Consider the following 21,377-nt stretch of genomic DNA (forward strand, 5'->3'; position numbering starts at 1 on the left):
ATTTTCAACACAATTAACTATTTTACATCTACTTTTGAAAATTCTCAATATAAAAATAAGGAGTTTGAACCACTTTTTTAGGATAATTTATAATATCTTGTGAATCTAGGATGGATGGTCTGTATTCTTATTCAATTTTCTTGTTAACCGGCTCTTTCGATGATGAAGTTTCCCTATAAAGACCTCGTGCTTTTGACTGTTTGCTTCTTCCGTTTCAATCAGCAGTGATTCGAGTTGCTCACATCTTTCTAATGCTAACTGTAAATTCTTCGTTTTGTGCTCATACAATTTAGCCAGTTCCAACAGTACGACTTTTCTAATGGCAATAGGGGCTTCTTTCCACAATCGTTCCCATAACTCTATCGCTTTCCAATCTTCTTTGTCTTTCTTGTATTGAAGAGCGAGGAGGTGCATCGCCTCATAATTTGTTCTATCATCTTCTCCAATAATCTCTTGGTAACGTTTTTTTGCAATCTCTCTGTTACCTGTGTATTCAAGCCATCTCCCGACCTCGAAGCGCTCTTGGTCAGTGGCTTTTTTATGGACATTCAATAGTTGAAACGTTAAATGCGTATATAGAGTGATCAATGACAATATATCCAGCTCATTATGGGTCATAACCTTGAATATACCTTCTGGATCCTTGCGCTCAATATAATCAAAATAAATCATAGGGGCTAAATATCCTGGAACATCGTCTACTCTATTAAATCCAAGAATCTTTCGCTCTACATTTATTAATTTTACAGACTCTAACTTGTGCTTGAAGAGTCTTCTGGATCCGTGATAAAGGTCAAAATGCCCAAATGCGGGCAATTTGGGGACATGATCTTTAATGAGTGTATGCCTTGTCTTAACTTGAGGCCAATCAAACGCTTTTCCGTTATATGTCACGAGCGTGTTATAATCCACATGGCTTAAAAAACTGTGATAGAGAGGTATTTCACTTCCCGGTTGAGGCAAAAAATGCTGGGTCACAATCACCTCTGTTTCCGTCACCCTCCCATGTCCCAATAAGAAGATTGTATTTCCAACCCCCCCACCTAAACCCGTCGTTTCCGTATCAAAGAAAAACATTTGATCATGAGTATGCCCTTTTGAAGACAAGGGATGGACACCTGCAAAGTCCTGCCAAGCATCCACCGCGCTAATAAAATCTTTAAACGTGTAGTCCCCATGTCGATGATCGATTGGATATCGCTTCTCTCTCACCAGACAGAAATCACCGTCAATATCGTACACAGTGGCACCATTTTGTTTCCATAAATCAAGAAATGGCATGTCTGCCGATTCCTGCTTCAATATGGGGGGCTGACCTTTCTTCTCTTCAGCGTCTTCTTCTCTAATAAGATGTTTTTTCATTCTTGATAATTTATTTTTAAGTGACATATTGATTCCCTCCTTCTTTTATTGAAGGAAAAGATGAAGAAGCTTTAATGTATCCACTTTGGCTGTGTCCAGTGAATGATCCATTCCAATACATGATGGACAACCAGTTTTACACGGACATCGCTCTATCATTGCAGATGCCTCAAGGAGTATTTTCTCCATCTGTTCATACACCTTTTCACTTAACCCGATCCCCCCAGGGTACCGATCGTAGATAAAGATCGTAGGCTGTTCATTGTGTGCAGCTTTTATTTGTGGCACCACAAAAATATCGCTGGGGTCACACATCACAAATAAAGGAATAATCGATTTCAAGCTTTGTGCTGCCCCGATGAGGCCTTCTTCCAAACGCTCCTGACTAAATGAAGCAGCTTCTCTTAAAGAAATCCAGCTGGAGCTCGTGTGCAATTCTTCTTCAGGAAGATGGATTGGTCCTGATCCAATATTTTCGTGTGTATCAAATTTAATTTTCTTGAAAATCGTTGCCATTGCTTGAACAGTTACATCCCCGTAAGCTACGTCATACCTTTCCCCCGTGCGAATCTTGTCTGTTTCCAATACTCTTAATTGTACAGCCAGATTGGCATCGGTGAAATAATCCACGTCCACTTCCCTTACATACGCTTTCTTTTCTTCCCAATCAAGTTCCTCTACTTGAAATTGAACTCCTTGATGTAAATAAATCGCTTCATCATGCAATAAGGTCATAGCAGAGAAACGATCCATTTCCCCTATTACTTTCACGGCTGAGATGTCTGTTTGATCAATAATAATGACATTTTCCTGGGAAGCTGAACGAAGGCTGATGTTATGGGCAGGAAACACATCATTCATCCAATACCATTTTTCACCGTTCTTATGAACCACACGTTCTTCCACTAAAAATTCTAGAATATCATCAATGTCGTGCCTGCCAAATTGTTCCCCTTCCTTGAAGGGGAGCTCATAGGCAGCGCACTTAATATGATCAATAAGAATAATCAAATTGTCAGGGTTGATTCTCGCCGTTTCCGGGGTTTGCTCAAAGAAGTAATCCGGATGCTCAATAATGAACTGATCTAATGGGCTTGAGCTTGCTACCATGATGACCAGAGATTCCCCATGCCTTCTACCGGCTCTACCCGCTTGCTGCCAGGCACTTGCGATCGTACCGGGATAGCCCGTCATGATGCACACTTGTAATTGACCAATATCTACCCCTAATTCAAGGGCGTTTGTACTGACAACTCCGTAGATTTCACCAGATCTCAAGCCTTTTTCAATCTCACGGCGTTGAGTCGGCAGATATCCTCCCCTGTACCCTCTGATTGATTTCGTTCCTAATTGACTCTTCACTAATTCTTGCAAGTAGGTAAGGATAATTTCCACCCTTACCCTGCTTCTGGCGAATATGATCGTTTGCACCTTATTCTTCAACAATTCACCAGCAATTCTCCTGACCTCCAGGGTCGCACTTCTACGTATATTCAACGGTTTATTTACAATAGGGGGATTGTAGAATACGAAATGCTTTTTGGCACTTGGTGCACCGTTATTATCTATTAAATTCATTTCATTCCCGGTTAAATGCTCTGCCAGTTCTTTCGGGTTTGCAATCGTTGCCGATGTACAGATGAAAATGGGAGAAGCTCCATAAAACTCGCAAATTCGTTTCAATCTCCTGACCACATTGCTTACGTGGGAACCAAAAACTCCCCTATATATATGAAGTTCATCAATTATTACGTATTTAAGATTCTCAAAAAGAGACACCCACTTTGTATGATGAGGAAGGATGGCTGAGTGGAGCATATCAGGATTCGTTATGACAATATGCCCAGCTTTCCTTACTTTTTGCCGGATATTGGCGGAGGTATCTCCATCATATGTATAGCTATTAATAGAAGCTTCAGCTTCTGAGATGATTTCGTTCAACTCACTTTTCTGATCTTGTGCGAGTGCTTTAGTTGGGAAAATATATAACGCCCGTGCATCCGGGTTGTCTATGATTGTTTGTAATACAGGAAGATTATAACAAAGAGTCTTTCCCGAGGCTGTAGGTGTTACTGCGGTAAAGCTCTTTCCTTCCATTGCCAGCTGAAAAGCGGAATGTTGATGGGTATATAGCTTTTCGATGCCTCTTTTTTGCAGCGCATTTTTTATTTTTTCATTTATCTCCTGTGGCATATCTACCAATTGAGCGGGTTTTTCAGCTAAAGTATGCCAGTGAACAATCTGCTTATTAAAATCATCGTCTCTTTTAAAATGTTCAATCAACTGTTGAAGGTTGTTTTTCTTAAACACACGTATCACCTCTTCTATTCATTTTACCGAATCTATGTTCGAAACTAAAGAAAAAAAACCAGGATATCTTTTCCTCAATGATTTAATTAGAAGGAAAAGGTGGCAAAATCGGTTTATATAGAAATATGGGACAAATGCACATATTCAGCTTGCATTCATACACTAGTATGAATACTTTTGCGTGAAAGGAGCATACCCATGTCGAACGAGAAAAAAGGTTTTGGTGATCTGATGCATTCAATGAACGAGTTTTTTCATGAAAGACCTATGAAAGGAATGCTTCAAAGCATTGATGAATTTTTCACATCATCATCTAACCCATTTGGTTCCTTCCCGGTTGAATTAACTGAAACAGCCAATCATTATATCGTGACTGCACAACTTCCAGGTATTAAGAAAGATCAGATTCAACTTGACGTGTTTCCTCAATACATTACGATTTCTGTAACCAATAAAGAAGAGTTTTCAGAGGAAAATGATCAAAATCAAATGATCAGAAGAAAGCAATCCATGAAAAAGAGCAGCAGGACAATCCCATTTCCAAGGGTGGTTAATGAAAAGAATGTAAAGGCATCTCATAAAGATGGATTACTTACTGTGAAGGTAGACAAAGAATCCGGTAAACGAATACCTATCGAATAAGTGACCAAAAACCATTTTAAAAAAGGAGTTGCCAAATCGGCAGCTCCTTTTTTTAAAATTTAAATATCCCTCCTAAGCCTTTTACAAGAGAAGAAACTTGATTAATTGCCCCCATCATTTGTCCTGTTGTATTCATCATTTTATTGAAATCTAAAGATCCATCCTGTGACTTGAATGAATTCATGATTGAACTTACTCCACCTGACGAAGGTTTAGCCATGAACGAGGCTTTCGGATATGGATTTGCATAAGCCTGCTGCTCCATTGCTTTCTTTTGGTACGGATTGTATTCTTTCTGCTGTAGAGGATTTTCAAAATATGGATTCATTTGATGCTGGTTCATCTGTTGATATTGGTTCATATGAAATCCCGGTCCATGATATTGGGCTTCTGGTTGAGGATAATAATTAGGTTGGAAAGATCCAAATTCTGGAGGTCTCATACCCTGTCCTTGATAGTTCATCACTGGTCCCATATACGGTGATTGCGAATGATAACTTGGATGATAGTTACGCATCTGTCTCGAATGAGGTAAAGAATTCATACTTAGCCCCCTTACTTAATAATGGTTACTATACTTTATGTTTTAACTGGATAAATGGTGAAAAGACCCATAAAGATATTTCGACAAACTCAAGAAGAATGTCGGAAGTTACACTATTCTTACAACTTAAAGAAAGGGTTTTCTATGATAGGATAATTGTAGATGCAACGCAACGAAATATAAGTATTGGGAGGAATCAAGATGAACCTGAGTGAACTGCTGAAGAGATACGAAAGTAGTAAACATTATCAAGCAACGGATCAACAAGAACTTCTTACAATGGCCAAAAAACTTTATATTTCTAATGAGATTTCATTGCATCATTATAAAGAACTGTCTAAGCAAATCATTACAATAGAAGAAAAAGCAATTTCGACTCCATAATGTAAAGAGGCTGCCGGTTGGCAGCCTCTTATTTTTCATTCAATTCATCCAACTGGGTTTGCAGTACATATGAGACAGATTGATAATGACTGATAAACCGGTTGTAACTGGACTCTGGAAAGAAACAGTGAACCGATAGCATTTCAATATTATCGAACGTGTTTAAAATTTGAGGGAAATGTAAGTGTTTTGGCCTTTGTTCCTTGATCCAAATCAAGGACAGTTCTTTCCACGCATCATTCTCCCCTTTTACTTTATCAGCAAAAGGTTTTACTTCGGTGTAAAAATCTCCTTTTTCACCTGATTCACGTCTGCCTTTATATTCTTTCATCATCTGCTCAACAAGGATGATCAATTCTCCCGTTACTTGCTTCAATTGTTTCAAAAAAAGCCCTCCGTAAAAATGTTGACAAAAATAAAAAGTAGCACAAGGCTACTTTCTTATAAATTCAGTTTAAGACGTCTTATAGGATAATTCAAGTTTTTGTAAGACAAAGGACTTTTCTCTATTTTTCATAAGAACAGTTTTAGATTCCGCTTTTCTCTCCACTGAGCTCAATTTACTGTCGATCTTCTGTATCTGATTCGATAACGAATTCATTCCTTCTTGCTCTTCAACTGAGATTCGATCATGCAGACTTTGTTCTAATTGATTCAAACTTTCCTCAATTTCAGCTAATTTCAACATAATATCTTGTTTTGGAAGCATTGTGAATCCTCCCACCTTTTTTTTTGGATTAATACTGTAATTCTCTCTTTATGACCCGTTCCCTTCCCCCCTGACAAAACTAGAAGGGTTTCGCCAAAGAAAGTGTTAAAAGGACATTCCGTTAATTGTGTTTCGACACTTACTGAATAAAAGAAGCGGCAACTTGAAAATAATATAGGTGGAGGTGTTACCCAATGAAAAATCAGAAAAACAAACAAAACAAACAACAAACAACAAATTCAGCCCAAACCAAAGCCTCAAAAGGCAACCCTAAACTTGAAGGGGAAAACCGACCTTCGACATAAGAAAGCGGAGGCGGCTCGTTCAGACCCGACAAGCATAAGACGAACCACCCGGAAAGGCGCTCTTTGCCTTTTTGGGTGGTTTGACTTATGACCTCGAGGGTCTAGCCGCCGGAGCTGGACTAGTAAGAAAGCGGAAGGGCTTTGCCCAGAGGCGACAAGCATAAGGCGAGAACACCGGAAAGGCGCATTTTGCCTTTTTGGTGTTCTTGACTTATGACCTCGAGCCTCTAAGCCCTGTAGCTGGACTAATAAGAAAGCGGAAGGGCTTTGCCCAGAGGCGACAAGCATAAGGCGAGAACACCGGAAAGGCGCATTTTGCCTTTTTGGTGTTCTTGACTTATGACCTCGAGCCTCTAAGCCCTGTAGCTGGACTAATAAGTAAGCGGAGGCGGCTCGTTCAGATCAGACAAGCATGACAAAGAAGAGACCAACACAACCTTAGAGTGTTGGTCTCTTCTTCTTTCTATCCCTCGTCCAGATCTTTTTTAACCCCTCTTTTACATTCGCGACCTTCTCAAGCTGCCTTTGCTTATGAAAAAACCAGTTTGTTAATTCAATTTCATGAGGGAGTTCCTGCTCTTTGTACCAACCGTTTTTAATTTTCTTTTTAATCGACCAGTCCGTATGAGACCTCCAATGATGTGGAACTTCGTCATAAGCCTGATGGAGCATTGGCGTATTCGTTTTGGGCTCACTTTTACAAAACTGTTCGTAGTCTCTTCTGGATCCTGTATGCTCTACTTGTAAAGCAAAATTCAAAAAGGAAAAATGGTAATCAGGATGAAATAAAATCATAAATAATCGATTTCCTAACTGGATTCTATTTTCGATTTTTCTGAATCCATGGACACTCGCACCTAAAAGCTCACCTTCTAATGTAGGAAATAGTACGGAGCTGAAATGCAGATGATCTTCTATGAAAAATAGAGATGAGCCAAACACCCTCTTCTTATATACCTCATGGTCAATGACTGGTTCTTGAATGAGGTGCTGCTCATTTATTACAAGAGAATGGACTAATCTGCTCTCATCCCTCTCCTCCCAGTAACGATTCCACTCCTCTTCCATGAAGCTTGAAATATGAAATTCTTTAAATAAATGAAACATTTTCTTCTTATACCTCGTCGAATAATGATAAAGAAGGAGTTGGGGAAAGGCATCCTGAAAAATACTCCAGTTCGCTCTTTCGTACGTCATAAATAGAACATCACGAGTAGAGGGATGTAAAAGACGTGGGAAGATATCACCCGTTAAGTCGGTCATATTCCATCCGGCATTTCTTGATACCATTGAAGCCAGGAAAGACCATTTTATTTCAGGATGAAGAAGGAAAAATTTTTGATAAGCCATCGTTCTTGATATATTATCTTGATTGTGCATAGTAACTAAATGGTTGATTTCATGAATCCATTCATTTGTACGTTTAGGTTCAGGTATATAGGGTAAAAAGCGATAAGTATTGCTCATTTCATCCATCCCTTTTATCCCCCTCCCTCCTATAGCCATAGATTGAGGAGATTTGTAAACAATTATTCACACAAATTGGAGTGGTTTCTGTTATGATATAGATTAGTCTGCGAGGTGAATTACCATGAAATTCCATTATCCTAATGGGAAGAAATATGTGGAAGCGTCGTTACCCTCAAAAAAAGCGAAGGCAAAACCGAAACAACTATCTTATAGCAACAGAGGTATGACCCTTGAAGAAGACATTAATGAGACGAACCAATATTATTTAACGTTTCATAAAGCAGTCATTCACAAAAAACCGACACCCGTTCAAATAGTGGATGTCCATTATCCATCGAGAAGTGCCGCAGTCATTAAGGAAGCATACTTTAAGCAGCCCTCCACGACGGATTATAATGGTGTGTACAATGGAAGATATATCGACTTTGAAGCGAAAGAAACAAAGAATAAAACGTCCTTTCCACTTCAAAATTTTCACGAGCATCAAATTCAGCATATGGAAAACGTCCATAATCAAGACGGCATTACCTTTGTACTAGTAAGGTTTTCTGCTTCCGAAGAAGTATTCTTACTTCCCTACAAATCTCTACGAATTTATTGGGACCGCATGATAAGTGGAGGAAGAAAATCAATCAAACGGGAAGAACTGGAGGAAAAAGGAGTCATCATTCCTTTAGGACTGCATCCCAGGGTCGATTATTTAAAAATAGTCCATCAGTTATATTTTTAGTTTATGAAAAATGAGTTAATCTATAATTTATCTCAATATCAGTAGTATATTTTAAATCTTAGACAATACTAAAAACACTGAAGATTGAAAGTGAGGAAACAAATATGGCTGGTCAATATAAGTCAAGGGAAGAAAAGCGTCTGGCCCAACAAAAGTCAAAATCCACAAAGAGCAAGAAGAAAGGCTCTATGGTTAAACGCGTCATTATATCATTATTTATCATCGGTATTATCGGGATGCTTGCAGGCGCTGGGTTATTTGCTTATTATGCTTCCAGTGCACCTAAGCTAGATGAAAAATTACTCAAAGATCCGATTGCATCAGAAATTTATGATATGAACGGGGAACTGATCACGACCGTTGGTAAAGAAAAACGGGAATACGCAAACTTCGATGACATCCCTAAGATCATGCAGGACGCGGTCCTTGCCACAGAAGACAACCGATTCTATAAGCATAACGGGATCGACTTGATTCGACTGGGGGGCGCTGTCATAGCCAATGTGACAGGCGGATTCGGATCAGAAGGTGCCTCGACGATTACCCAGCAAGTGATCAAGGGATCTTTTTTAAGCCCTGAGAAAACGTTAAAAAGAAAAGCACAAGAAGCATGGCTGGCCCTTAAGCTTGAGCAGGAATATACAAAAGAAGAAATCTTTGAAATGTATTTCAATAAAGTGTATATGTCCGCCGGGATTAACGGTATGGCTACTGCTGCAGACTATTATTACGGTAAAGACATTAAAGACATTGAGCTTCATGAAGCAGCACTGATTGCCGGACTGCCTCAAAGTCCAAACAATTACAACCCTTTTAAATACCCTGAAAAAGCGGAAAAGCGACGAAATATCGTTCTTTCTTTAATGGAACAGCACGGTAAAATAACTGAAGAAAAAAAGAAGGAAGCACAGGCCATCCCGATCACTGAAGGATTGGTTTCAGCTGAAGAAGTCGAAAAGAAAAACGGAAACAAATATCCAGCATTTGTGGATGCAGTTATTGATGAAGTACAAAAAATGGGTGACTATAATCTGTTTTCGGATGGTTTAAAGGTTTATACAACTGTTGATCCGGATGCTCAAAAACGTTTGGAAGAAATTTTAGCAGGTGAAAATACCAGCTTCAGTTATCCAGAGAATCCAGATGAGCCAATGCAGGCAGGGGTAACCCTGATGGATACGAAAACGGGAGAAATCAGGGCGATTGGTGGCGGTAGAGAACAGGATCCAAACGTTCAGCGTGGATTTAACTTTGCGATCGATACAAAGCGTCAGCCCGGATCTACGATTAAGCCATTAATTGACTACGCACCTGCCATTGAGCATTTAAAATGGTCGACGTATCATATTTTAAAAGATGAGCCTTATAAATATTCAGACGGAACGGAACTCAATAACTATGACGGTCAATTCAAGGGACCCATCACGATACGCGAAGGTCTCTGGGATTCCCGAAATATTACTGCCCTAAAAGCGTTTCAGGAAGTCGGTCCAGAGAAAGCAGAGGAATTTGTGAATGGTCTCGGATTAAAGTTCGATCATTATTATGAATCTGCTTCAATCGGTGGTGTTTCACCCGGTGTAAACTCCGTACAGATGGCCGGAGCTTATGCCGCATTTGGTAATGAAGGTATTTACAACACACCACATACGGTTACAAAAGTGGTGTTGCGCGATGGTGAAACAGAGATTAAGAATGATAATAAACCAAAGCCTGCAATGAAGGAATATACAGCTTATATGATTTCTGATATGCTGCAGAGCGTCATCGATCATCCGAGAGGAACCGGCCTTTATGCTAAGGTACCAGGATTACCGATGGCCGGGAAATCAGGTACCACGAACTATACTCAAGAAGAACGCGAGAAATACGGAATTGCTAAAACAGGCGCTCCTGATTCATGGTTTGTAGGCTATACCACAAACTACACAGCCGCGGTTTGGACTGGATATAAGACTCGTTCCATCCCACTATCCCCTACGGATAGAAGGGTGTCCCAATACATCGTCAGTGACCTGATGAGCTATGTGCATGATGGCGTTGACACACCTGATTTTAATAAACCGGACAGTGTAGTTGAATCCAAGGTTGAATTAGGAAGCAACCCTGCTAGACTGCCAAGTGAATACACTCCAGATGACAGAGTGATCACTGAACTATTCGTCCGTGGAACAGAACCTTCCAAGGTTTCAAAAGAATTCGACAAGATTGATGCACCTTCAAATCTGAAAGGTAAATTCAACAAGAAGGATCAAACCATCACTCTTGCCTGGGACTATGGCAAAGAGAAGGACGTTCAGTTTGAAGTGGCGGTTTCGATTAATGGTGAAGCAAAACAAGTATTGACGACCACTGATAAGAAAGGATTAAATGTCGAGAACATTCAATCCCAAGGAACATTCACCTTTGAGGTTGTAGCGATATCCGGAGATCAGCGCAGTAATCCTGCAACGGTCAATGTTGATGTTAAGGCTACTGATGGTGAAGATGAAGAAAATCAAGATGAAAACAACGATGAAAATCAGGATAATAATGGTAACAACAATGGAGATAACAATGGTAACGGTCAAGGAAATGGAAATGAAGATGATTCAGGTAATGAAGGTGAAGACACAGGTGGCGATGATGGCACTACTCCTCCACCTGAAGGAGATGGTTCTGGTGAGGGAGATACAGATGACGGAACTGGGGATGGCACTGGAACCGGAGATGGAACTGGTGACGGCACTGGCGACGGCTCAGGAGCTGGAGATGGCGCCACGAACGGTGCTCCTGCTACCCAATCAGACTCCCGAAGAGAACAAGAGTAAGATAAAAAGGCAACGAGAACATGTTCTCGTTGCCTTTTTAATTTTCTCTGGCTCGTTTTAAAGCCAGAGATTTAGCAAATTGTTTATGTTGTTCCTCGAATAGCTGAGATAACTGTATGAATGAATGGAAAAGGGTTGGATTGTTCCTGATAAACGACATTCTCTCCCCCACGTTGACTGGTTTAATGGAAAGGCTATCAATTTGAGCATTGTCAGAATTTAATAGTACCGGCATTGAATTACTCCAGTATAAAAACATATAAACTTGCGCAATACTCTTTTTCATTAGGGGCAATGTATCCTTAGAACGTTTTGTAAATAACGTTTTTAGACATTCCTCCCCCTCTCTCCAGCTGTTAAGTATGATACCTATGAAAAGTTCATGATCCTCCCAGGGAAGCGAACCTGTAGCCTTCTCATTGTAATAGAGAATTTCATAAGCAAAAAATGGGTCATCGGGTATGATACGGGAATCATCCACTCTAACTTTTGACTCAGGGAAGAAAAAGGGATCATTTAGTTGTAATGGAATAGTCAAAGTCAAATCTTTCATATGTTAGCTTTTTTCTTTAGTCTCTTCTGACCTTCTCTGCATAAATCGACCAGCGGGCATACATCACATTGGGGTGATTGGGCTTTACAATGATACCTTCCAAAGAAAATCAAGCGGTGATGAGTTTCGGACCATTCTTCCTTCGGGATTTTTTTCATTAACGTTTTCTCTACTTCTAATACACTATCTTTCCAACGGCATATCCCTAATCTTTTACTTACACGTTCAACATGTGTATCTACTGCAAGAGCCGGCACTCCAAATGCAACCGATACTACTACATTTGCAGTTTTCCTTCCTACGCCCGGCAGCTTCACTAATTCCTCATGACTTTCAGGAACATTTCCCCCATGCACCGTCAGAATGATTTCACATAGTTTACGAATGTTTTTCGCTTTGTTTCGGTACAACCCGATGGAGCGTATATCCTGTTGAAGTTCTTCCAATGAAACATTCAGATAATCTTCAGGTTGCTTATATTTTTCAAATAAGCCTTTTGTGACTTTATTCACGAGTGCGTCAGTACATTGAGCAGATAGAAGGACCGCAATGACTAGCTCAAAAGGATTTTCATGACGCAGCTCACAGTGAGCGTCTGGAAACATCTCTCTCATTTCATCTAAGCAAATGTGTATTTGTTTTTTATTTAACATGTATCCTAATCCCTCCATCTTGTCTTATAAATCAACTAGATTATCTACAATAAAATAGACCAACCCTCAAGCATTTGAGAGTCAGCCCCTTTAATCGTCTTATTGTTCAAGCCAATTATAAAATGGTACTGTTTTTCGTTTAGGCGAAGCAGCGGAATCACTTGAAGCTGCAGGGTTTTGATGAGAACGGAAGCGCTGGCTTTGGTTACGCGCATCTTCAATGGTCTTCACACCGTTTTTCTTCCATTCAAATAGAATCCGATCGATATATCTGAAATTCAGCTTGCCGGATATGACAGCTTCTCTCAATGCTGCTTTAATAATAATAGCATTATGATCATCCTGATCCAACCACATGGCCAAGGTTTCACATTCTAACGGTGAAAGTGGACGACCAAATTCCTGTTCGAATGTCGTGTATATATCTGCTTCTTCTTCCATGGATTTCTCCATCTGCTTCATTTTAGAATCCTGTATTACGAACTCAGCCATCTTCTCCCATAAAGGATTGAGAGAATACTTTTCAAACAGGATTCCATCAGGTGAAGATCCCTCTTCGATCGATAGAAACTGTTGTTGCATTAATTTTCTTAATAGTGATGAACAGTATTCAGTAGAAATACTCATAGGTTCTGAAAGCTCTTCTGGTGTAGGGAAATAATTTCCCTTTTCCAGATGACCGTAAATTTGTAGTAACAGAACAAACTCTGACTCATTTAAACCCAGGGTATTGTAATTTGATAATAATAATTGCGGAATGTTAAGTGTCCCCTGTTCGATCCAGGACACCATTAAACGTTTATAATCCATATTCGGCACACCTCACTCACTAGTATATCATGGTTCAGTATATGAGGACATGGTTATGAATTAGAAGAAAGATGGAAATAAGAAAAGATTTGCCGACTTTTCAGGACCAACAAGCCTTTAAGGAACATTAGGGGAACTGGACAAAAATGCTGTTTTCACAAGGATATTGTTTTGTAACAATGGATCTGCAAGAAGCTCTGTCAACAAGCTTGTGCTGGATGGTGAGGGGAACCGCTCCGCTTGCAGCTAGCGTTCGGCCGAGCCTCCTCAGCTTTGCTTCCGGGGTCTCGGCACGACCGTACTTCCGCAGGAGTCTACGCAGTTCCCCTCACCATCTTTAAGAGATTTTCGTGACAGAGCTTAATAGTGTAAAAACAATCTAAAAGGAAAATTTCTTATGCTACTTTGTACATCATTTGTTTTTAGGAACAAAGAATCAATAAATCTACAATAATTTGTATTTTCTTTCAGTCATTTTGCAGTCAAAATATGGATTCACAGAGTGGATTGTAGCGGAAGGCACTTGACTCCTGCGGGAGATAGAGGAAAGCAAGTGCCTGGAGCGAAAAGGAACGGTCCCTGTTTTCAAACTACCACTTATAATAAACTCACTTTCTTGGAGGTAAACAAGCACCATCCCCGCGGTAAGTGAGCATACTATATCAGAAATGAATTCCTACTTTCATCTATAAAGTAGCCACAATCTCAACAAAAATAAGCCAAAATAAAAGAACCGGCCGGATTGCTTTTTAAGCAAACCAGGCGGTTCTTTGTACGATGTTTGTATTATGGATATAAACGGTTTAGCAGACGTGGGAATGGGATGGTTTCTCTTACGTGTTCTACTCCACTGATCCAAGCCACTGTTCTTTCAAGTCCAAGACCGAACCCTGAATGAGGAACGGATCCATATTCTCTTAGTTCCAAGTACCACTTGTATGCATCTGTCGCAAGTTCGTGCTCTTCAATGCGACGTTTCATAAGTTCCGCATCGTGGATACGCTCTGAGCCACCGATAATCTCTCCATATCCTTCCGGTGCGATCAGGTCGGCACATAATACGACATCATCACGGTCTGGATCAGGTTGCATATAGAATGGTTTCAACGACGTCGGGTAATGCGTGATAAATACCGGCTTATCGTAACTTTCAGCAATGGCTGTTTCATGCGGAGCTCCGAAATCGTCTCCCCACTCGATATCATCGAACCCTTTTTCATGTAATAACTTAAGAGCATCATCATAAGTGATGCGCGGGAAAGGAGCTTTGATCTGCTCTAATTTTGATGTATCTCTTCCTAATCGGTCTAATTCAAGCTTGCAGTTTTCCAGAACCGATTGAACGATATAAGAAACATATTGCTCCTGCACTTCCAGATTATCTTCAAAATCATAGAATGCCATTTCAGGCTCGATCATCCAGAATTCGATTAAATGACGACGGGTTTTCGATTTCTCGGCTCTGAAAGTCGGTCCGAAAGAGAATACTTTCCCTAACGCCATGGCTGCTGCTTCCATGTACAGCTGACCACTCTGAGAAAGATAGGCATCTTCTTCAAAATATTTAGTGGCAAATAACTCGGTCGTTCCTTCCGGAGCACTGCCAGTCAGGATAGGGGGATCTACCTTTACAAATCCTTCTTGATTAAAGAACTCATATGTTGCACGAATGATTTCGTTACGTACTTTCATCACGGCATGCTGTTTACGGGAACGAAGCCAAAGGTGACGATGATCCATCAGGAATTCTGTACCGTGTTCCTTCGGTGTAATGGGATAATCCACCGCTTCATGTATCACTTCTACGCTTTTCACTTGCAGTTCGTAACCAAAAGGAGAACGGGAATCTTCTGAAACCGTTCCTGTAACATATAGAGATGTTTCTTGAGTTAATGATTTTGCTTTTTGAAAGATTTCTTCTTCCACTTCACTTTTTACGACAACCCCTTGAATGAATCCAGTTCCGTCACGAAGCTGAAGAAAGGCGATTTTTCCACTTGAACGTTTGTTGGCAAGCCAAGCACCAATAGTTACTTCTTCTCCAACAAACTTACTTACTTGAGATATAGTAGTTTTCACGATTTTTTCCCTCCAAAAAAACTTAAGACGCTTATGTATCGTTATTTATTATACATTTACCGTTATCCCGCCGCAATAGATACAGCAAAACGAGATGATTTTAAGGAAAAAGCAGACCGAAACGAACACGGTCTGCAAACCTTGTATTATTTACTCTTCCTAACAACAAATTCGTGCATTCTCTCAATTGCTTTTTCGAGTGCATCAAGACTTGTGGCATAAGAAAGACGGATATTATTGTCCGATCCGAAACCAGAACCTGGAATAACCGCTACCTTTGCCTCTTCCAGCAAAGCTTTAGTAAATTCGTCGACATTGTTGTAGCCTGTTTTCTTTGCCGCTTCTGACACATTCGGGAATAGATAGAAAGCACCTTGAGGCTTCAAACAATGAAACCCTGGAATACTGTTCAATTTATCAAAAACAATGTTTAAGCGCTCTTCAAACGCTTGTCTCATTTCCTCTACAGGCTGTTGATCTCCTAAATAGGCAGCAACCGTCCCATATTGTGAAGTTGTCGTTGGGTTAGAGGTTGAATGACTGGCAAGGTTGGTCATTGCTTTAATGATTGTCTCGTTCCCTGCCGCATATCCAATTCTCCATCCCGTCATCGAATGAGATTTCGACACCCCGTTAATCACGATGGTTTGCTCTTTAAGTTCTGGAGACAATTCAGCAATGGACGTGTGTGAATTCCCGTCGTATACAAGCTTTTCATAAATCTCGTCTGAAACGATCAGAATGTCGTTCTCTAAGCATACTTCTCCAATCGCTTGTAACTCTTCGTGGGTGTATAACATTCCTGTAGGGTTACTAGGTGTGTTAAGAATGACTGCTTTCGTTTTGGCCGTTATCGTCTCTTTTAACTGATGTGGAGTCACTTTGTACTCGTTCTCTTCTTTCCCTTCAACGATAACGGGAATTCCCCCGGCAAGCTTCACTTGTTCAGGATAGCTCACCCAGTATGGCGTAGGAATGATGACTTCATCATTTTCGTTTAAAAGAACTTGAAACAATGTATAAAGAGCATGCTTTGCTCCACTTGTCACGATGATTTCAGATGGTTTATACGTCAGTTTCTGATCTGTTTCAAACTTATGGATGATTGCTTCTTTTAATTTGGCCATACCACCAGATGGAGTATATTTTGTGTGACCCTCAGTCATGGACGCATACGCAGCATTGATGATATGTTCAGGAGTATTAAAGTCAGGTTCACCAGCACCTAAACCGATAACATCAATCCCCTGTGACTTCATTTCCTTTGCTTTTGCAGTGATCGCTAAAGTTGTTGATGGTGTTAAAGCACTTACTCTGTCAGCTAACGTAAATTTCATGGACGTATTCCCCCTAGAGTTGATTATAAATTTTCAATTTTCTTCCACCATTCTCCAGTAGAAAACAGCAGATAAAAATAATTTAAATTGTCTTGTTGATCTAAATAGGTAATTTCCCATACAGGCCCTACAGATTCATATCCTAAACGGACCGATAATAATTCTTTCGGTTGCTTTTCATCATTTAGTTTATTGATTGCCTGTTCTTTTGAAATACCATCTGCCCATTTTTTCTCAATTATTTTCCCTTTTTTATTGGGTACCCAAGCGACGAGCTTCTCATTTTGATCATCCTTACCTGTCACCACAACATATGACTTAGAACCGTTATAGAAGCTCGTGTTTTCAACTTCCACAATAGCCGTTTCGTTTTTTACTCTATTTAGCGCCTTCTCTGCCTGATTATCCAATGGGTTCCTTGGAACTTGATATAGTACGACTGTAGCCGCTATCCCAAGGACGATGAACAATAGAGAAATAATCGTTATCCATTTCTTCATTACAATCACTCTTTATGTACGATATATTGTTAATACTGCTTGATTCTGATCTTCCGGATCTAAGGCTAAACCAAACATATAATCATCTTTTTTTAAGGTTCTATTTAATGTATCAACCACTTTATATAAGTTATCCGTATATTCGATACGAACGGTGGAAAGAATTTCAATTCGGCTCTCCATGGTGTTCCTCCTTTTACCCGCTTACTTAAGATATTCCTCTATTAAAAATCATTTTTTTCCACTCATGATGTCACTGCTAACCTCACATTATGAGTAAGAAACGCTACACACATTATAACAACATTAATGACTATTATGGTAGAGCGTATCCGAAAAAAACTTTTTTCAAATCCACACTCAGTTCAGGCTGACAGATTTGTCAGCCTGACTTTAATTTCTCTCGGCATTAGTGATTTCCGCCCTCTTCTTTAAACACTCCATCTTCTTGATCAAAGGTAAGCACTTCATAATTCCGCTTATTAAATTTGATGGCAATCAAACCATGTTGCCCGGTTAAATACAGATCAATCCACGCCTCGTTGATTGCTTCAAGCATTTCACCATTAAGAAGCCTTTCCTTAGAACGATAAAGTAAAGCCGTCTGAGGATCGATATGCTTCAGGAGACTATGGGACATACTTTCCGATTTAGAGTGAAGAGGTATTTTGACAATATTGACGTTCCTAAGGGGTTTTGTAAGTAAAACCTCTTCAGAATGCGATGATTGTGAGCTCAGCCACAAAAAGCGATGATGGAAGAAAGTTATGGAAAAGTCCAGTCCTTCACCTTTCTCATTGCCTTCATGCATCACATTTAATGCTAACTCTTTTGAAAGCGGGTATGATTGATCTTCTGTAATCGTGTGTATCGTAAAGGAATCTTTTTTCTGTATTACTTCAGTCAGGGATTTACCCGTTATTATTTCTTTAATGGAGTACTTCTTATCAAGTTCAGTAATCATATCCTCATGCACTTCTCTTTTTTCCGTGAGGATGATTCCCACTATATTGTCAATATGGATTTGATTCAAATAATAATATAATTGTTTCCTTTCCTGAAGGGGTCCTGTATTAATTAAATAATTTTTCCCGGAAGCTAATTGAAGAACGGCTACCTCCCCTTTTAAAACAGGAAGAAAACTAATCGCATACTCCTCATGTGATACATGCAGATCCACCTGAGGCACTTTCATTCCATAAGCATTTGAAATGACAAGGAAAAAAGTCAGCATTACCGAAAAGATCACTTTCATTTTCAATCCTCCAGTTTAACATCTACTCTTTAGGTTGTGTTAAAGAGTGAAATTTATCACTGAAGTTTAATCTGTATTAGAGCCAATCTTCAATCCATGTAACCAAATCAAATAAATCGCCTTCTTTTACTTCCATTGAAGGAATTGACTGCAAGAAAGCCTTACCGTACCTTGTCGTCATCACTCTGCGGTCATATACAATCACGATTCCACGATCACTGCTTCTTCTAATCAGCCTTCCTACCCCTTGCTTGAATCGAATAATCGCTTCGGGTAAAGAGTGAGAAGAAAACGGATTCTTCCCTTGAGCTTTAAGGATATCTGATTTTGCCTGATTGACAGGCTCGTCAGGTGGAGAGAATGGGAGTCTGACCATGGCAAGACAAGACAGGTCTTCTCCGGGGATGTCTACACCTTCCCAGAAACTACTCGTTCCAAATAATATAGCCTTGTCAAATCGCTGGAAGTTCTTTGTCAGCCGTGTACGACTTCCAGAGGTGATTCCTTGTGCCATCAATACATATTCCTCTAATAAACCACTTTCTTTCATCAGTTCATACGTTTTCCTTAACATATCGTAAGACGTAAATAAGATGAGCATTCGGCCTTTCGTCGCTTGAGCCACTCCTATTAAATGCGAGCTTATTGCTTCAATGTATTCTTCACTTTGGACTTGCTGAATTTCAGGGACGTCTGTTGGGACGAATAATCTTGACACTTCATTGTAGTCAAAAGGAGAAGTAAGCTGTATCTGTTTTACCCCCTCATCAATGAGTCCAACCTCGTTTAAGAAGTAAGTGAAAGACCCGCTGACGGTCAGGGTAGCTGAAGTAAGGACGACACTTTTCTTTTTGGCAAAGATCTCATCTTGAAGATTACGATTGACGGTAACTGGTTGAGCTTGGATAGAAAGACTATTCGGTAATGATCTTGTATCTCCATCTAACCAGAGAACATGGTTGTTCATATTTCTTAAAAAGACCGTTTGAAAATTCATTCTCAACTCTGCCCAATCCACTAAAAAGCTGTGGAATTCTTCAATCAGGGCTTTTTCTTTATCCTCAAGCTTGATTTTCTTATCCTTTATTGCCGCCAGAACCTGCTGAAACTCTCTTTCCACAAACTTCATTCCTGAAATAACCCGTTCCATGGACATGAGTACAGGTTGAAAGTAGCTGCTCCTCTTCATTTCGTCCGTAATTCTCAGCTGTATTTTTTGTACCCCGGTCCTCTTTTTGGCTTTCTTATAGAAGACGCTCGTTAACACTCCGATGGCCTCTTCTAAATCAACGTAAAACTGACTGATACGAGAATTCAATTCAAATGAGTGAGTATTCATTTGAACTGAGTGTTTGGAAATAAGCTGATCAAGTCGATAGAACAACTGTTTTTGGTCCAGGGTTCCTAACTGGGACGTACTAAACTTAATCGAGAGATAATCCATTACAACTCCAAGATGCTGTCTTGCAGACTTCTCCAGATGATGAGCTTCATCTATCACTAAGTATTCGTACGGTGGAAGCATGCTGCTTTCCTTCGCGATATCAGTCAGTAGCATTGAGTGATTGGTAATGATGATATCTGCTTCTTGAGCACTCTTTCTAGCGAAAAGATAAAAGTCTTTCCCGACCCAGGGATCTTTCGTATGGGGTAAGTGCCAGCCGTCATGTTTTAGACGATTCCAGAACAACTGCCCCCCAGAAGTAAGGTTAAGTTCATCCATATCACCGGACTCTGTTCGGGTAAGCCATACCAGAATTTGCATCTTTGTCAGAACTACGTCATATTGAGACTCATCTTCCCTAAGAGACTGTTCAAACTTAAACAGGTTTATGTAATGATTTTTCCCTTTTAGCAGTACAGTTCTGAATGGTGTAGGGCTTATTTTTTCCAACAATTTAATTTCTTTATGAAGTAATTGCTCTTGTAATTGGATTGTGTAAGTACTGATGACCACTTTTTCATGGGATCCTTTGGCAAACATAACCGCAGGCCATAAGTAGCCCAGTGACTTTCCAACACCTGTTCCCGCTTCTATGACCACATGGCGGGATTCATGAAAAGCATGTTGAACCTCATCCATCATCTCCATTTGCTGCTCCCTTTTCTCATAGAAGGGGACATATTGTTCCAAGTGTTCTTCTATATCAGGTTCATCAACATGGAGCTCTTCCATCGGTGTAACATCTTTCTTTGAAGTATATTTCTTACGAAGAGCCAGTCCTCGATACACCTCTAACTGTGGTGGAAGATCCTCTACATGTTTTTGTTTCTCACTCACAATACTGTCAAACATTAAGGAAAGATCACTTTTCAAATGATTTGAAAGCTTGTGAAGATTTTCAAGTGTGACTAAGGGAAGCTTAGACAATTCTTCCATAAAATAAAGAAGAATTTCGGCTGTCACATAGGCATCACTGTCTGCCTGGTGTGGCCTTACGTGGCTTAATTCCAAAGAATTGGACAATTCCGTCAGTTTAAAACTATCTGCTGATGGTAAGGCCACTTTAGCTAATTCTACTGTATCGAAGGCAGGACCCGTAAATGGATTATAGCCTGCATCTTCCAGTTCTGCTTGAAGGAATGATAGATCGAATTGGACGTTATGAGCAACAAAAACGCCATGATCCAGAAGCTCAAGTATTTTCGGTGCAATTTCATGAAAAGCCGGAGCGTCCTTGACCATTTCATCATTGATCCCCGTCAATTCCTCAATAAACGCAGGAATCGGTTTTCCAGGTGACACAAATGAAGTGTATTGGTCAATGATCTTTCCGTTTTCTATAATAACCGCTGATAGTTGGATGATTTTTTCTCCCTTTTTAGGAGAATTTCCTGTTGTTTCAAGATCGATAACAACGAGTTTAAATGGGTACATGTTCTTCACTGCCTTTATATAGATCCTACTTGATACTCTTAAGATT

The 21,377-nt window shown here is 40.0% G+C and carries 19 protein-coding genes; 4 read left to right on the forward strand and 15 right to left on the reverse strand.

The features are described 5' to 3' along the window. Positions 1-105: 105 nt before the first annotated feature. Together ACXAF2_RS02575 and ACXAF2_RS02580 are read right to left on the reverse strand one after the other, a co-directional pair. The gene (locus ACXAF2_RS02575) at positions 106-1,389 is read right to left on the reverse strand and encodes a ribonuclease H-like domain-containing protein (RefSeq protein ID WP_475137247.1); all 1,284 of its coding nucleotides are present in this window, start codon (positions 1,387-1,389) and stop codon (positions 106-108) included. A gap of 18 nt (positions 1,390-1,407) precedes the next feature. After that, a complete protein-coding gene (locus tag ACXAF2_RS02580; RefSeq protein WP_475139071.1) occupies positions 1,408-3,645 on the reverse strand; it encodes a DEAD/DEAH box helicase in 2,238 nt (745 codons plus the stop codon). Between the two features lie 225 nt (positions 3,646-3,870). On the opposite strand from ACXAF2_RS02580, the gene ACXAF2_RS02585 reads away from it, so the two are divergent. Further along, complete coding sequence (locus ACXAF2_RS02585; RefSeq protein ID WP_475137248.1) at positions 3,871-4,314, forward strand: Hsp20/alpha crystallin family protein; 444 nt, start codon at positions 3,871-3,873, stop codon at positions 4,312-4,314. Between the two features lie 52 nt (positions 4,315-4,366). Here the strand turns inward: ACXAF2_RS02585 and ACXAF2_RS02590 are convergent, their stop codons facing one another. Beyond that, positions 4,367-4,858, reverse strand: a complete 492-nt coding sequence (locus ACXAF2_RS02590) for a YppG family protein (protein ID WP_475137249.1) — start codon at positions 4,856-4,858, stop codon at positions 4,367-4,369. Between the two features lie 201 nt (positions 4,859-5,059). Between ACXAF2_RS02590 and yppF the strand changes: the two genes are divergently transcribed. Then, entirely contained in the window at positions 5,060-5,242 is a 183-nt protein-coding gene (gene yppF, locus ACXAF2_RS02595) for a YppF family protein (RefSeq protein ID WP_475137250.1), read from the forward strand. Between the two features lie 28 nt (positions 5,243-5,270). Here yppF and ACXAF2_RS02600 read toward each other — a convergent pair whose 3' ends face one another. The 3 genes from ACXAF2_RS02600 to ACXAF2_RS02610 all read right to left on the reverse strand — a co-directional run bounded on the left by ACXAF2_RS02600 (position 5,271) and on the right by ACXAF2_RS02610 (position 7,732). Next, positions 5,271-5,627, reverse strand: a complete 357-nt coding sequence (locus ACXAF2_RS02600; protein WP_475137251.1) for a YppE family protein — start codon at positions 5,625-5,627, stop codon at positions 5,271-5,273. 69 nt (positions 5,628-5,696) lie between these two features. Beyond that, on the reverse strand, positions 5,697-5,951 hold the full coding sequence (locus tag ACXAF2_RS02605; protein WP_475137252.1) for a hypothetical protein: 255 nt from the start codon (positions 5,949-5,951) through the stop codon (positions 5,697-5,699). 743 nt (positions 5,952-6,694) lie between these two features. After that, positions 6,695-7,732, reverse strand: a complete 1,038-nt coding sequence (locus ACXAF2_RS02610; RefSeq protein ID WP_475137253.1) for a DUF2515 family protein — start codon at positions 7,730-7,732, stop codon at positions 6,695-6,697. A gap of 115 nt (positions 7,733-7,847) precedes the next feature. Here ACXAF2_RS02610 and recU point away from each other — a divergent pair, with 115 nt between their 5' ends. Together recU and ACXAF2_RS02620 are read left to right on the forward strand one after the other, a co-directional pair. Then, on the forward strand, positions 7,848-8,456 hold the full coding sequence (recU, locus tag ACXAF2_RS02615; protein ID WP_475137254.1) for a Holliday junction resolvase RecU: 609 nt from the start codon (positions 7,848-7,850) through the stop codon (positions 8,454-8,456). Between the two features lie 104 nt (positions 8,457-8,560). Then, on the forward strand, positions 8,561-11,266 hold the full coding sequence (locus ACXAF2_RS02620) for a transglycosylase domain-containing protein (protein WP_475137255.1): 2,706 nt from the start codon (positions 8,561-8,563) through the stop codon (positions 11,264-11,266). 37 nt (positions 11,267-11,303) lie between these two features. On the opposite strand, the gene ACXAF2_RS02625 is transcribed toward ACXAF2_RS02620, so the two are convergent. The 9 genes from ACXAF2_RS02625 to dinG all read right to left on the reverse strand — a co-directional run bounded on the left by ACXAF2_RS02625 (position 11,304) and on the right by dinG (position 21,331). Further along, positions 11,304-11,819 carry a YpoC family protein gene (locus ACXAF2_RS02625; RefSeq protein WP_475137256.1) on the reverse strand — a complete coding sequence of 172 codons (516 nt, stop codon included), beginning with the start codon at positions 11,817-11,819 and terminating at the stop codon, positions 11,304-11,306. Then, entirely contained in the window at positions 11,816-12,472 is a 657-nt protein-coding gene (gene nth / locus ACXAF2_RS02630; RefSeq protein ID WP_475137257.1) for an endonuclease III, read from the reverse strand. The genes ACXAF2_RS02625 and nth overlap by 4 nt, the downstream gene beginning before the upstream one ends. A 99-nt stretch (positions 12,473-12,571) precedes the next feature. Beyond that, positions 12,572-13,282: a DnaD domain-containing protein gene (locus ACXAF2_RS02635; protein ID WP_475137258.1), complete on the reverse strand. Its 711-nt coding sequence runs from the start codon at positions 13,280-13,282 to the stop codon at positions 12,572-12,574. A 786-nt stretch (positions 13,283-14,068) separates the two neighbouring features. Further along, positions 14,069-15,361, reverse strand: coding sequence for an asparagine--tRNA ligase (asnS, locus tag ACXAF2_RS02640; protein WP_475137259.1), 1,293 nt, complete (start codon positions 15,359-15,361; stop codon positions 14,069-14,071). Positions 15,362-15,507: 146 nt separating this feature from the next. After that, positions 15,508-16,698 (reverse strand): pyridoxal phosphate-dependent aminotransferase, encoded by a 1,191-nt coding sequence (locus ACXAF2_RS02645; RefSeq protein WP_475137260.1) that lies wholly within the window; start codon positions 16,696-16,698, stop codon positions 15,508-15,510. A 23-nt stretch (positions 16,699-16,721) separates the two neighbouring features. Then, positions 16,722-17,198, reverse strand: a complete 477-nt coding sequence (locus ACXAF2_RS02650) for a cell wall elongation regulator TseB-like domain-containing protein (protein ID WP_475137261.1) — start codon at positions 17,196-17,198, stop codon at positions 16,722-16,724. Between the two features lie 12 nt (positions 17,199-17,210). Further along, entirely contained in the window at positions 17,211-17,381 is a 171-nt protein-coding gene (locus tag ACXAF2_RS02655; protein WP_082051082.1) for a YpmA family protein, read from the reverse strand. A 226-nt stretch (positions 17,382-17,607) separates the two neighbouring features. Further along, a complete protein-coding gene (locus tag ACXAF2_RS02660) occupies positions 17,608-18,453 on the reverse strand; it encodes a hypothetical protein (RefSeq protein WP_475137262.1) in 846 nt (281 codons plus the stop codon). A gap of 76 nt (positions 18,454-18,529) precedes the next feature. Next, positions 18,530-21,331, reverse strand: coding sequence for an ATP-dependent DNA helicase DinG (dinG, locus tag ACXAF2_RS02665; protein WP_475137263.1), 2,802 nt, complete (start codon positions 21,329-21,331; stop codon positions 18,530-18,532). Positions 21,332-21,377: the final 46 nt, after the last annotated feature.

The sequence above is a fragment of the Rossellomorea sp. ABR4_004 genome (assembly GCF_056159585.1).

What these genes read in the sequence shown, in the direction of transcription:
- ACXAF2_RS02635 (WP_475137258.1), bottom strand. Translation starts at nt 13,282, where the DNA reads ATGGATTATAAACGTTTAATGGTGTCCTGGATCGAACAGGGGACACTT.
- ACXAF2_RS02660 (WP_475137262.1), bottom strand. Translation starts at nt 18,453, where the DNA reads ATGAAAGTGATCTTTTCGGTAATGCTGACTTTTTTCCTTGTCATTTCA.
- ACXAF2_RS02645 (WP_475137260.1), bottom strand. Translation starts at nt 16,698, where the DNA reads ATGAAATTTACGTTAGCTGACAGAGTAAGTGCTTTAACACCATCAACA.
- nth (WP_475137257.1), bottom strand. Translation starts at nt 12,472, where the DNA reads ATGTTAAATAAAAAACAAATACACATTTGCTTAGATGAAATGAGAGAG.
- dinG (WP_475137263.1), bottom strand. Translation starts at nt 21,331, where the DNA reads ATGTACCCATTTAAACTCGTTGTTATCGATCTTGAAACAACAGGAAAT.
- ACXAF2_RS02625 (WP_475137256.1), bottom strand. Translation starts at nt 11,819, where the DNA reads ATGAAAGATTTGACTTTGACTATTCCATTACAACTAAATGATCCCTTT.
- recU (WP_475137254.1), top strand. Translation starts at nt 7,848, where the DNA reads ATGAAATTCCATTATCCTAATGGGAAGAAATATGTGGAAGCGTCGTTA.
- ACXAF2_RS02650 (WP_475137261.1), bottom strand. Translation starts at nt 17,198, where the DNA reads ATGAAGAAATGGATAACGATTATTTCTCTATTGTTCATCGTCCTTGGG.
- yppF (WP_475137250.1), top strand. Translation starts at nt 5,060, where the DNA reads ATGAACCTGAGTGAACTGCTGAAGAGATACGAAAGTAGTAAACATTAT.
- ACXAF2_RS02655 (WP_082051082.1), bottom strand. Translation starts at nt 17,381, where the DNA reads ATGGAGAGCCGAATTGAAATTCTTTCCACCGTTCGTATCGAATATACG.
- ACXAF2_RS02610 (WP_475137253.1), bottom strand. Translation starts at nt 7,732, where the DNA reads ATGGATGAAATGAGCAATACTTATCGCTTTTTACCCTATATACCTGAA.
- ACXAF2_RS02585 (WP_475137248.1), top strand. Translation starts at nt 3,871, where the DNA reads ATGTCGAACGAGAAAAAAGGTTTTGGTGATCTGATGCATTCAATGAAC.
- ACXAF2_RS02605 (WP_475137252.1), bottom strand. Translation starts at nt 5,951, where the DNA reads ATGCTTCCAAAACAAGATATTATGTTGAAATTAGCTGAAATTGAGGAA.
- ACXAF2_RS02575 (WP_475137247.1), bottom strand. Translation starts at nt 1,389, where the DNA reads ATGTCACTTAAAAATAAATTATCAAGAATGAAAAAACATCTTATTAGA.
- ACXAF2_RS02590 (WP_475137249.1), bottom strand. Translation starts at nt 4,858, where the DNA reads ATGAATTCTTTACCTCATTCGAGACAGATGCGTAACTATCATCCAAGT.
- ACXAF2_RS02620 (WP_475137255.1), top strand. Translation starts at nt 8,561, where the DNA reads ATGGCTGGTCAATATAAGTCAAGGGAAGAAAAGCGTCTGGCCCAACAA.